Origin of the sequence: Streptomyces sp. M92 (assembly GCF_028473745.1) — a bacterium.
GTDB lineage: Bacteria > Actinomycetota > Actinomycetes > Streptomycetales > Streptomycetaceae > Streptomyces.
On the sequence record NZ_CP101137.1, the window covers coordinates 5,384,866 to 5,397,170 of the forward strand.

8 protein-coding genes and 3 pseudogenes are annotated in these 12,305 nt (G+C 70.6%); 10 read left to right on the top strand and 1 reads right to left on the bottom strand.

Annotated elements, in window-relative coordinates; translation table 11 throughout:
• Positions 1-12 precede the first annotated feature (12 nt).
• The 9 genes and pseudogenes from M6G08_RS24215 to M6G08_RS24255 all read left to right on the top strand — a co-directional run bounded on the left by M6G08_RS24215 (position 13) and on the right by M6G08_RS24255 (position 11,195).
• The gene (locus M6G08_RS24215) at positions 13-1,722 is read left to right on the top strand and encodes a thiamine pyrophosphate-dependent enzyme (protein ID WP_272589273.1); all 1,710 of its coding nucleotides are present in this window, start codon (positions 13-15) and stop codon (positions 1,720-1,722) included.
• Between the two features lie 20 nt (positions 1,723-1,742).
• Positions 1,743-3,137: an Ldh family oxidoreductase gene (locus tag M6G08_RS24220; protein WP_272589274.1), complete on the top strand. Its 1,395-nt coding sequence runs from the start codon at positions 1,743-1,745 to the stop codon at positions 3,135-3,137.
• Positions 3,138-3,823: 686 nt separating this feature from the next.
• A pseudogene (locus tag M6G08_RS24225) lies at positions 3,824-4,339 on the top strand (amidohydrolase family protein); the annotation flags it as partial.
• A 179-nt stretch (positions 4,340-4,518) separates the two neighbouring features.
• Complete coding sequence (locus tag M6G08_RS24230; protein WP_272591416.1) at positions 4,519-4,833, top strand: type II toxin-antitoxin system death-on-curing family toxin; 315 nt, start codon at positions 4,519-4,521, stop codon at positions 4,831-4,833.
• 86 nt (positions 4,834-4,919) lie between these two features.
• Entirely contained in the window at positions 4,920-5,768 is an 849-nt protein-coding gene (locus M6G08_RS24235) for a helix-turn-helix domain-containing protein (RefSeq protein WP_272589275.1), read from the top strand.
• Between the two features lie 178 nt (positions 5,769-5,946).
• Positions 5,947-6,810 carry an ABC transporter ATP-binding protein gene (locus M6G08_RS24240; protein ID WP_272589276.1) on the top strand — a complete coding sequence of 288 codons (864 nt, stop codon included), beginning with the start codon at positions 5,947-5,949 and terminating at the stop codon, positions 6,808-6,810.
• 58 nt (positions 6,811-6,868) lie between these two features.
• Positions 6,869-7,927, top strand: a complete 1,059-nt coding sequence (locus tag M6G08_RS24245) for an ABC transporter substrate-binding protein (protein ID WP_272589277.1) — start codon at positions 6,869-6,871, stop codon at positions 7,925-7,927.
• Positions 7,928-7,960: 33 nt separating this feature from the next.
• The gene (locus M6G08_RS24250) at positions 7,961-10,063 is read left to right on the top strand and encodes an iron ABC transporter permease (RefSeq protein WP_272591417.1); all 2,103 of its coding nucleotides are present in this window, start codon (positions 7,961-7,963) and stop codon (positions 10,061-10,063) included.
• Between the two features lie 37 nt (positions 10,064-10,100).
• On the top strand, positions 10,101-11,195 hold the full coding sequence (locus M6G08_RS24255) for a peptidase C39 family protein (protein WP_272589278.1): 1,095 nt from the start codon (positions 10,101-10,103) through the stop codon (positions 11,193-11,195).
• Positions 11,196-11,374: 179 nt separating this feature from the next.
• Here M6G08_RS24255 and M6G08_RS36040 read toward each other — a convergent pair.
• Positions 11,375-12,056: pseudogene (locus M6G08_RS36040) on the bottom strand (transposase); the annotation flags it as partial.
• Between the two features lie 67 nt (positions 12,057-12,123).
• Between M6G08_RS36040 and M6G08_RS24270 the strand changes: the two are divergent.
• Positions 12,124-12,297: pseudogene (locus M6G08_RS24270) on the top strand (pirin family protein); the annotation flags it as partial.
• Positions 12,298-12,305 lie beyond the last annotated feature (8 nt).

A 12,305-nucleotide genomic window follows, 5' to 3' on the forward strand; every position in this document is an offset into this window, starting at 1 on the left:
GAAGCACACGAGATGACGGACAGCAACAACAGGCCGGGCGTCGACGGCGGTGACGCCGTCGTCTCCGCCTTCAAGGCCGTCGGCGCCGACTACATCTTCTGCTCATCGGGGTCCGAGTGGGCCCCGGTGTGGGAGTCGCTGGCCCGGCGTCACCGCGACGGTGAGCCGGCGCCGGAGTACCTGGACCTGACCCACGAGACGGTGGCGGTCGGCATGGCCACGGGGTACGGCCTGGTCGAGCGCCGCCCGCAGGGCGTGCTCCTGCACGCCGCCCCGGGCCTGCTCCAGGGCTCGATGGCGGTGCACGGCGCCCTTCTCGCCGGTGTCCCGATGGTGGTCACCTCCTCGGAGTCGACCACGTACGGCGACGGCCCCGGGCAGGACCCGGGCGGGCAGTGGTACCGCAACCTCTCCATCGTGGGCGGACCGCACCACGTGGCACAGCCGTTCACCAAGTGGTCCAACGAGGCCGCCGGCATCCACACACTGCCCACCATGATCACCCGGGCGGCGGAGCTGGCCTGGCGGGCTCCGGCGGGCCCCGCCTACCTGAACGTCCCGCTGGAGATCCTTCTGGAGGAGTGGGACGGCCGCGAGGCCAAGCCCATCGTGCAGCCGGGCTCCATGCACAGCTCGCCCGAGGAGGTCGACCCGGTCGCGGCGATGATCCGCGAGGCGAAGAACCCCGTGATCGTCACCGAGACGGCCGGCCGCGAGGCGGGCGGCTTCGAAGCACTGGTCACCTTCGCCGAGGCCTGGAACATCCCGGTCGTCGAGCCCGACTCGGCGGTCTGCGGCAACTTCCCGCGCACCCACCCCCTGCACGCCGGCAACGACATCGGACCGTGGATGGACGAGGCGGACCTGATCCTCCTGGTCAACTGCCGCGCCCCCTTCTACCCGCCGAGCCGCAGGCCGGCCAAGGCGAAGATCGTCGTCATCGACCAGGTGCCGCAGCGACCGCACATCGTCTACCAGGTGCTCTTCGCGGACGTCTACCTGGAGGGCAACGTCGCCAACACGCTGCGCCAGCTGGCCAAGCGGGCCAAGGACCTCGACGAGGAGACCGTCACCGCACGCCGTGCGGCGCAGGAGGAACGCCACGCCGCCGAGCAGGCCGCCATCGCCGCAGCCGAGGCGAAGGCGGCACAGTCCGAGGGCGTCGACCCGGTCCTGGTCGCCGCCAACCTGCGCAAACTGCTCGCCGGTTCCGGCGGCGTCGTCGTCGACGAGACCATCACCCACAGTCGCGTCGTCAAGCGGCACGTGCAGACCGCCGACCCCGACTCGTACTTCTACGTGCAGGGCGGACTCGGCCAGGGCATCGCGGTCGCCCTCGGCGTGAAACTGGCCGTCAAGCAACGCCCCGTCGTACTCACCATCGGCGACGGCGCCTTCACCTACAACCCGGTTATCCCGTCGTACGACGCGGCGAAGGCCTACGACCTGCCGGTGCTGATCGTGGTCTTCAACAACCGTGTCTACAAGTCCATGAACCTCAACCACCGCCGCTTCTACCCCGAGGGCGCGGCTGCCGACACCGGCGAGTGGCTCGGCACCGACCTGCACCGGCTGCCCCGGCTCGCCGGCTTCGCCGAACCCTTCGGCATGCACACCGAGACCGTCGACACCGCAGACGCGCTCGCTCCCGCTCTCGAGCGCGCCCTCAAGGCTGTGGCGGACGGCACCACCGCCGTCGTCGACGTCCTCGTCACCCGCTGATCCAGGAGGTCCCCGCCAGCATGACCGACTCACCGAACCCCAAGCCAGGCAAGGTCCTGGTTCCCGCGGAGAACCTGCGGGTTTTCGCCGCCGCCCTGCTCCAGAAGGGCGGCCTGAGCCCCGACCACGCCGGCACCACCGCCGAGGTGTTCGTCTGGGCCGCACAGCGCGGCGTCGACTCGCACGGCATCGCCCGCGTCCCCGCCTACCTGGAACTGCTTGCCAAGGGCATCGCCAACGCCAGCCCCGAGATACGGCTGGAGTCCTCCACGCCGGCCGCCGTCGTTCTCGACGCCGACCGCGCGCCCGGTCCGGTGGCCCTGACCGCGGCCGCCGAGGAGGCCGTGACGCGGGCCAGAACCACCGGCATCGCCGCCGTCGGCGTGCGTCGCACCGTGCACACGGGAGCCATCGGCCGCTACGTGTCGAGGATCGCCGAACAGGGCCTGGTCGGCCTGGCGTTCGTCGCCGGCATGCCCAACATGGGGTACACCGGGGTCAAGGGCGCCGCGGTGGCCACCAGCCCGCTGGCGATCGCGGTGCCCGCCGACGGCCGCGCCCCGTTGCTCCTCGACATGGCCACCGCCACCATCGCCCTCGGGAAGATCCGCCAGGCCAAGGCGTCCGGCACCCCGCTGCCCGAGGGCGCCGCCGCCACCGAGGACGGCACTCCGACGACGGACCCCGAGAGGGCCGTGATGCCGCTGCCGCTCGGCGGGGCCAAGGGGTCCGGGATGTCACTCGCCTTCGAGCTGCTGACCAGCGTGCTGGTCGGCGCGCCCATCTTCGCCGACTTCCACTCCGGCGACCCCAAGGGCCGCAAGCACCGCCAGAACGCCCTGCTGATCGCCGTCGACCCGGCTGCCTTCGGCGGCGCCGAGCCGTTCGCAGAGTCGGTCGAGACCACCCTGGCCACCCTCAAGACCCTGACCCCGGCGGACGGCGCCGAAGGCGTGTACTACCCCGGCGAACGCAGTGCCGCCGTCGCCGCCGAGCGGTCCGCGAACGGCATCCCGGTCGCCCCGAAGGTGTGGAAGCAGCTGACCGAGGCTGCCGGCGAGCTCGGCGTGGCCCTGCCCGCCCTCGCCGGCGAGCGGGCCCGCTCCACGGCACGGGTGGTCACCGAGCGGCCGCACCGCTACGCCAAGCAGCTCGTGAGCCACCTCGGCCGCCGCGCCGAGACCTCATGGGACGACGAAAGGGGCGAAGGTCGGCTGCTGTTCCAGGACGGCGTGGGCACCCTCTCCGCCGGGGACAGCGCGCTGCTGCTGACGGTCGAGGCGGAGGGTGGCTCTCTGGAACGGCTGGAGGCGGTCGTCGGACGCCATCTCGTCCGCTTCGGCACCAAGGACGAGCTGGTGGTGGAATGGCTGCGCGACGGCGGCGAGCCCGGCGGGGCCTACCGGGCGGAGTGACGTCTCGCGGGCCGCACGTCGCGCGTGCCTGGCAGCCGGCGCGCACGGCTATCTGGGCAATGTTCCCAACCGGCCCCCCGCCAGACAAGCTGACGGCTGACGGCCACGAGGCGCGCGCCGTCAGCCGACGGTGGGTTTTGACCGTGCGCAGGGTGAGCATTGCCTCCGCCACCTGAACACCGGACGGCGCACTGATCTGCTCGGTCAAGAAAGGCGAAAGGAATCGGGAGGTGTCCGGTAGAGCACCGAGAACATGAGATCGGTGCGGGGCGGTGACCGCGGCGGCGGACCGCAGCTCCCGCCGGGTGGCGAGCGCCCGGGCCGCTCCGGCCAGGCCGTGGGGAGCGGCGGTCAGCCGGACCAGTGCCTCGACGCTCTGGTCGAGCGGTTCACGGTCGTACTCGACGGCGATGTGCCGCACCCCCCGTGGCACGCAGTTGTTCGAGGCGCTTGCGCACCGCGGTCCCGGACAGGCCGGTCACCCGTTGCAGATCGGTCAGGGTGCCCCGCCCATCGGCGCGCAATGCCTCCCACATGGCGTGGGCGACCGCGTCCGGAATGGCGGGGCCTCCGGGATTTCCGGGGCGCGGGTGCTCTCCTCCTCCGGCTCCAGTGCGCTGATCTCGGGCAGCCAGCTCAGCGAGTGGCCGTAGAAGGAGTGCAGGAGGCACTGGGTGGTACCGGAGGTGACAAAGTACGGCTACGACAACTCCTACGTTCTCGACAGCAGCCACCACTGGTCCGAACGCTTTGTCGCCGTCGGCACCGTCGACCCGCTGCGTCCCGACGCCGCTGCGAACCTCAAGGCCGCGGTCGGTGAGGGTGGTCTGTCAGGTGTCCGGCTGTCCACCAGCGGCAGCACCGTATCTGCCCAGGGGGAGCGGTTCGTCGCTCCGGAGGCGTTCCCCTGGGAACAGGCTGCGGAACTGGGCCTGCCGGTCTGCCTACAGATGCGCCTCGGCGCGGCCACTGGGCAGTTGGTGGAGCTCCTGGAGCGATTTCCCGACGTGAAGGTGCTCCTGGATCACATCGGCTACCCCGACATCGCTGCGTCCCCCGCCCGCGCCGGCGCCGAGGTCGCGGCCCTCGGCAAGCAGCCCGGTCTGCACCTCAAGAAGCTCACCCACCGCAACCTGAAGCGGATCAAGGACGCCGGCGACCGGGAGGGTGACTTCCTCACACCGGTCGTCGAGGCGTTCGGCGCCGGACGGATCGCCTGTAAGTTGAACCTGCCAGCGGCCGAACAGTCCCTGCCCGAGCTGCGGGCTCTTACCGAGGACATCCTGGGGGGACTGCCCGAGGCGGACCGGCAGGAGATCTTCGCGGGCGCGTCCCGACGGCCTGCCCGGGCCAAGGAGGACTCCGTTAGGCTTCGGGCGAGATCCTGGCCATCGCTCGCACGGTCAACGGCACCGAGCACAGGGTGCGCGACATGGGCCTTCCGGTGTCAGCGATCGAGCGCCCCGGACGTCCCCCGCTGCCAGAGAAGGCTGCGGTACTGCTGCACTCCGTCGCCCGCAATCATGCGCTGATCGACGGCAACGAGCGCACCGCCTGGCTCGCCATGCGTGTTTTCCTGCGGTTCAACGGCGTCAGCCCCAGTACCGTCCCGCCGCCCGTTTCCGTTGCCGGGCCGTTCGTCGAGGACGGCGCACAGGACCACGTCGATGTACCGTCAATTGCCAAGCGCCTGTAGGCCTGGTTCCCCGTTTCCTGACGTCGACGACGCCGGCGAACGAGGGCCCCGGAGGGCCCCTCACCACGCGAGATAGACTCGCCCGTATGGCCCGAACGTCTCGCGCTGCCGCAGAGGGGAACCCCGGGATGTGGCGGCGTGAGGCCGGCACCATCATACGGCGGGCCCTCGCCCTTCCGGAGCAGGCGGCGAGCGGCGCCATAACGGCCGGCTCCCACGTACCGTGCGTGCCCACCGAGTGGGCGCCGCACTCCCACCCCTCCCACGAACTCGTCTGGGTCCGCGGTGGCACGGTCACCTCCCGCGTACAGGACCGCGTCTTCACCGTGTCCGAGGGGTACGGGCTGTGGATGCCCGCCGGAGTGGTGCACGGAGGGCGGGCCACGGCGGGCGCGGAGTTCCACGACGCCTTCTTCGCCCCCGACCGTACGCCGTTCGCGTTCGGGGGGCCGAGGACGATCACGATGACGCCGCTCCTGGAGTCACTGCTGACCCATCTCGCTCGTACGGATCTCGACGACGCGGCCAGGGCGCGGGCGGAGTCGGTCGTGTTCGACGTGCTCCAGCCGTCGGAGCAGCAGTTCGCCCTGCCGCTGCCGCCCAGCAACGGCCGGATCGACGCTATTGCCGAGGCTCTGCTGGCCGACCCCGCCGACCGCCGGTCACTGGAGGAGTGGGCACGGGCGCTGGGTATCAGCGACCGCACGATCACCCGTGCGTTCCGCCAGACGACCGGCCTCTCCTTCGCGCAGTGGCGGCAACTGCTGCGGGTCCACCGCGCGCTGGCGCTCCTCTCCGAGGGCTTCGACGTGATGACGGTCTCCGAGACGCTCGGCTACGCGCAGCCCAGCTCCTTCATCGCCGCGTTCCGGCGGGTCATGGGCACCACCCCTGGGAATGTCCGGAATCCCGTATCGGCTGTCCATAACTCCTGATTGTCGACCTGGCGAGCGGAATATAGCCTTCTCTCAGTTAGGTAACCCTTAGTTGTTGCTCGACGTGGACCGTGCTGCCCGTACGCAGAAGAGTTCGCGGCAGAGTGCGCGGCTCGGCCGGTGATGGCCGGACAGAGGGTGCCGCACACCTCGCCCCTGCGACCACCCGGACTCATCGATGTTCACACGCCTCTCCCGGCACACCGGCCGCCCGGCTGCCGACCCCACCACGCCGGTTGCCGCTCTCAACGGGCACGGACTGGAGCTGAGCCATGGCGGCAGGGCCGTCGTCCACGGCGTCTCCATCGGCCTGGCGCCCGGCCGGGCAACCGCCCTGGTGGGGCCGAACGGCAGCGGGAAGTCCACTCTGCTGCGGGCACTCTCCCGGCTGCACCGAGTGGACGACGGTCGGGTGACGCTCGGCGCGCCCGAAGGCGAGCCCGAGCGGGACGCGACGCTGCTCAGCGCCCGCCAGTTCGCCCGCGAGGTCACGCTCTTCTCTCAGTCGAGGCCGGCGCCGCAGGGCCTGACGGTCGCGGAGGTCGTGGCGTTCGGACGCAACCCCTATCGGCGCGGCTTCGCGGGACTGACCGCCGAGGACCGGGCCGCCGTCGACCGTGCCATGGGCGTCACGGGCGTACGGGACATGCCCGGAAGGCCGGTCGGCGAACTCTCCGGCGGTGAGATGCAGCGCGTCTGGCTCGCCGCATGCCTGGCCCAGGACACCGGCGTCGTCCTGCTCGACGAACCCACCAACCACCTGGACCTGCGCTACCAGATCGAGACGCTCGACCTGGTGCGAGACCTCGTCCGCGACCACAGCATCGCGGTCGGCATCGTGCTCCACGACCTCGACCAGGCGTCCCGCGTCGCGGACACGCTGGTCCTTATGCGCTCGGGCCGCGTGCACGCGGCGGGCGCCCCCGTCGACGTCCTCACCGCCGAGAACATCGGCGAGGTCTACGACATCCGGGTCGAGGTCGCCGTCGACCCCCGCACGGGCCGCCTCCGCATCGACCCCATCGGACGGCACCCCGCATGACGCGGAACCCTGCCCCCCACACCACCTCATATAAGTAAGCAAGAAAGAGGAACCCTTCATGAACTGTGCCCGTCACCTGGCGGCGGCAGCCTCCACGGGGCTCGTGCTCCTCGCCGCAACGGCCTGCGGCACGACCGACGTCGACGCCAAAGCCGATGCCGCCAGCGCCTCGCCCGCGTCGAAGGACTGCGCCGAGGACACGACGACCACATCGACGGGTCCAGTCTCCTTCAAGGACGGTGTGGGCCGGACCGTGAAGCTCGACAAGCCAGCCGAGCGCATCGCGGTTCTGGAGTGGCAGCAGGTGGAGGACGCGTTGACCCTGTGCGTCACCCCCATCGCCGTCTCCGACGCGAAGGGGTACAGCACCTGGGTCAGTGCGGAGAAGCTGCCCAGCGGGGTGACGGACATCGGTACCCGTGAGGAGCCCGACCTCGACACCCTCTACGCGGCCAAGCCCGACCTGATCGTCGTGGAGGCGTTCGATGCCGACGACGAGACGGTCAAGAAGCTGGAGAGGCGGAACGTCCCGGTCATGGTCACCAAGGGCGCAGACCCGAAGGACCCGATCGGCAACATGCGGAACGTGTTCAGCATGATCGGCGAGGCGACGGGCCGCACCGAGCGGGCCGACAAGGTGCTCAAGGAGTTCGACGAGCACCTCGCGGAGGCTAAGCAGCAGGTCACCGACGCCGACCTGCCGACGAAGGACTTCCTGTTCTTCGACGGCTGGCTCCAGGGCGGCAACCTCACCGTCCGTCCCTACAGCGACGGCGCCCTGTTCACGGAGATCGGCAAGGAACTGGGCATGACACCCGCGTGGACCGACGCGATCAACAAGGACCACGGTGACGGCGGTGTCGACCCGTCCTACGGTCTCGCCCAGACCGACGTCGAGGGTCTCACCGCAGTCGGCGACGCCAACCTCTTCTACGCCAACGACGAGGGTGCCGGCGGTTACGTCGAGGCGCTGAAGAAGAACCCGATCTGGAAGACCCTCCCGGCCGTCAAGGAAGGCCGCGCGCACTCCTTCCCGGCGCGCGTGTGGGGCGCCGGCGGCCCGCGTTCCTGCGAGCAGGCCATCGACGCCTACGTCGACGTCCTTGACAAGAAGTAAGTGACACCGCGAGAAGTGAGCGCATCGCAAGAAGTGAGTGCGTCCGGGATTCCGGCACCTGGCGGGGAACGGCTGCGGCGCGCCGGGCGCGGCGGCGGCCCTGCCGGGGGCGCCATCCTCGTGGCGCTCGCCGCCGTGACCGTCCTGGTCGGCATGTGGCACGTCACGCAGGGGACGTCGGGTGTCGGCGTCGGCGACCTGGTGCGGTACCTCCTCGGGGACCGGGACGGCACCGGAGGCACGCCGGTCGGTGAGATCATCACCGGGTCGCGCCTACCGCGGCTCCTGGCGGGCGTGGCAGTCGGCTTCGCCCTCGGCACCGCCGGCATGCTGCTCCAGTCCGTCACGCACAACGCCCTCGCCTCGCCCGATACCCTCGCGGTCACGGCTGGCGCCCACCTCACCCTCACCCTCGTCGCGGCTTTCGGCCTGGCCGTCCCGCTGTGGGCATCAGGCGCCGTCGCCTTCGCCGGCGGTCTGCTCGCGGCGGCGTTGGTCCTGCTCCTCGCGGGCCGCGGTGCGGGCACCGCAGGCACCCGGCTGATTCTCGCCGGATCGGCGATCGCGATGGCGCTGGACGCGGCGACCGGCACGCTCCTCATCCTGTTCAATCAGAACACGACCGGCCTCTTCGCCTGGGGCAGCGGTTCGCTCGCACAGGTGAACATCGACGCGTCGCTACGTGCGTGGCCGCTGGTCACTGTCGTGCTGTGTCTCGCCCTGGCCCTGTCCCGGCGGCTGGATGTGATGAACCTCGGTGACGACACCGCGTTCACGCTCGGTGTGCCGATCCGCACCACTCGTGTGACCGCCGTCCTCTGCGCGGTCCTGCTCACCAGTATGGCGGTGACGCTCGCGGGCCCCATCTCCTTCGTCGGTCTCGGCGCCCCTGTCCTGGTACGCCTGATCGCGAGCCGGGTCCGGGCACTGCGTCGGCATCTGTACGCGGTACCAGCGGCCGGATTGGTTGGCGCGCTGCTCATTCTCCTCGCAGACGCCGTCCTGCGCGCCGTGCAGGGCGCGGACGGCGCCGCCTCCATCCCGACCGGAGTGCCGACCGCGCTGCTCGGCGCGGTCGTCATCGTCGTCCTCGCGTTGCGCCTGCGGGACACCGGCCAGGTCGCGCGCGCGGCGCACGCGAGGGTCTTCGCACGGTCGCCGCGCAAGTACCTCCTCGTCGTGCTCGCCGCAGTTGTCCTTCTGGCGGCCGCGGCCGTCGTAGGGGTATTGGCGGGGAGTCTCTGGCTGCGTACGGGGGACGTCGTGCTGTGGCTCCAGGGGTCGGCCCCGGACCTCATCGGCATGGCGCTCGACGACCGGGTGCCGCGCGTGACCGCCGCCGTCGTCGCCGGAGCGGCACTCGGACTGGCCGGCTGCGTCGTGCAGGGCGCGGTACGCAACCCCCTTGCCGAACCCGGCATCCTCGGCATCACCGCCGGCGCCGGACTGGGAGCGGCGGGCGTCGTCACGTCGGGCCTGTCCGGCGGACGGACGGTACTCATCGTGGTGGCGATCGCGGCGGGGCTCGCCACGTTCGGGGCGATCGCCCTGCTGTCCTGGCGCGGCGGCTTCCTGCCCGACCGGTTCGTCCTGATCGGCATCGGCTGCGGCTACGGACTCAGCTCCGTCACCACCTTCCTCCTCCTGCGCGCCGATCCGTACAACACACCCCGCATCTTCACCTGGCTCTCGGGCACCACGTACGGCCGCACGTTCCCCGATGTCCTACCGGTCGCGGTCGCCCTGGCGCTCACACTGCCCGTACTGCTCGCCATGCGCAGCCGCCTCGACCTGCTCGCGGTAGACGAGGACACCCCGCGCATAGTCGGCGTCAAGGTGGAGCGCACGCGCATCTTCGTGCTGGCAATTGCGGCCGTACTCGCGGCGCTCAGCGTGGTCGCCGTCGGCGTCGTCGGTTTCGTGGGTCTCGTTGCCCCGCACCTCGCCCGGTCCCTCGTGGGCGCCCGGCACGGCCGCTCGATCCCGGTCGCGATGCTGCTTGGCGGCGTACTGGTCTGTGCGGCCGACGCCCTCGGCCGCACGGTCGTCGCACCCTCCCAGGTACCGGCGGGACTGATGATCGCACTGGCCGGCGCACCGTACTTCGTCTGGGTGCTCCGGCAGTCCCGCGCCTGACACCCACCCACCCTTCCCTCACCCCCGGGAGCACCGGATGCCGATCCAGCAGGAGACGCCGGTCATGAGCGTCGTCGTACCGTTCGAGGCCGGAATGCCCGTCGGCCGGCACGAGGTGCCGAAGCGCTGGCACGCGGTCGACCGCTCGGCGCACCACCCGCACATCGTGGCCGTCGTGGGGGACGACGGTACTGAGTGGACCGCCGCCGCGCTCGTGACGGCGCGTCCGCAGGCGGCCTACCTGAAGATCGTCGATGCCGTCGGTGACGTACGGGTGGTCGTCGCCGCGGTCGTCGACCATGCCCGTCGGCAGGGCCTGGCGCAGGTCAAGTGGGAAGGCTGGACGGTGAGTCCCGAGGACGCCGCCGCAGCGGGCTTCACCGCACTGCGCCCGCCGCTCGGTCAGGGAGTCGAGCAGGGGGAGGAGACGGCGGGACCCACCACGGGATACGTGCTCTGGTTGGGCGACGGGACACCGGCCCCGCCCCCGTACTACGGCCAGACAACCCACTTCACCTGCGGTGCCGTCACCGCCCTCGTCGCCCAGACACATGCGGGCCAAGTATCCCGGGAGGCACTCGACCGCCGCGCAGAGCTGTCGTTCTGGCGCGGCGCGACCAACTTCCCCGCCTGCGAACCCGTCGGACTGGGCGTCGCCGTACGCCGAGCCTGGCCATCGTCCTCCGTCACGGTCCACCTCGACACCGACCGGCCCGTCCTCCTCGGCCACCTCCCCGAACACGAACAAGAGTGGCGCGCGATCCTCCAGCGGACCTCGCGTACGGAGGCGGAACAGACCGGCGTCCCGGTCGACCCGGACCGCCTCCCCATGACCGCCATCCGCGCCGCAGTCGAACGCCGGGAACATGTACTGCTCCTCATCTCGCTCGACGCGATGCTCGGGTTCGACGTACCGCACTGGGTGCTCTGTCACGGCGCAGTGCCGGGCGCCCTCGTGATCGACGATCCATGGGCCAACACGGCGACGGGGGACACCTGGCTCGACGCCCACTTGCTGCCCGTCCCGGACACCGCGCTCGACATGATGTCCACCCACGCGCCGGACAGCTTCCGCGGCGCCGTGACCATCGCAAGTGCGCGGGCCCCTCATCCGTGTTGTGACTGTTCCTGAAACCGCCAAGTTCACGCCCGACCGTCGTCCTTGAGGGTACGGTGGGTTCCACCGTCGGGTCAGTCAGAAGGACATCGCGCTGGCGGAACCAAGCCCTGTACTGGCAAGTAGCATCCTTGGCTGCGTGCGTCAGACTCGCGCACGCAAACGCCCACAGTGCACGTACTGATTTCGGCTCGTCAGGGTGAGGCTGGTTCGTCGAGGGTGCCGGACCGGTACTGAAGGCGCTTGAGCCGGTTGCGTACGAGTGCTTCGAGCCGGTCGAGGGCGACGACGGCGAGGTTGGCCAGGCTGCGTTTGACGTGCGCCCATACCCACTCGACGGGGTTGAGGTCAGGTGAGTAAGCGGGCAGGAGGAACACCTTCAGCCATGCACGCTCGGCGATCAGCTTGCCCATGGCGTGGGAGACGTGGGTGTTCAGCCGGTCTCAGACCAGCACGATGGGTGCCTTGACGAGTTGGTGGACGCCGTCGATCAGCGCGATGAAGTCCCGCTCGCCCATGCGGCGGCGTGTGTTCTTGCCCGCTCGGTGAACGCGCAGGCGGTGGCACAGCCGGGCCCGGGAGCCGGGCCGCATGGCGATCAGTCCGGCCACGGACAGGAGCGGCGGCCGCTCACCGTCACCCGCGGAGTCACTCCGCGCCGGCCCCAGGTGCGTCCCCGGGGCGGCCGACGGGTGAACCCAGTTTCGTCCTCGAAGCAGATGTACCCCCCGCAGGCCGCCCGGGCTCTTTTACCTCCGCCCAGGTCGCCTCCCTCCACACGGTGACGGCCCTCTCGTCGCGCTCGGCAACCCTGCGTGCGGGCACCTGCGGACTGAAGCCGAGCCGGTGCATCAGCCGCGTCGCGCCGACTCCCACGACTGAAACTGACAGTTTGCTGACCGTCAGGCATTCGACACGCCTCTGAACTGCGGAAACGTCGATGAAGCTCGCTATGTGGTGGAACTTCGTCGGACGGTCGCACGACGAGATAGTGCAGGCGCGTGAGGACTGGATGAAGGGCGACCGCTTCGGCGAGGTGCACGGCTATGACGGAGCTCCGCTGCCCGCGCCGGAACTGCCGAACGCGCCCTTGAAACCGCGACGAAGGGCGCGCTGACATCCTGC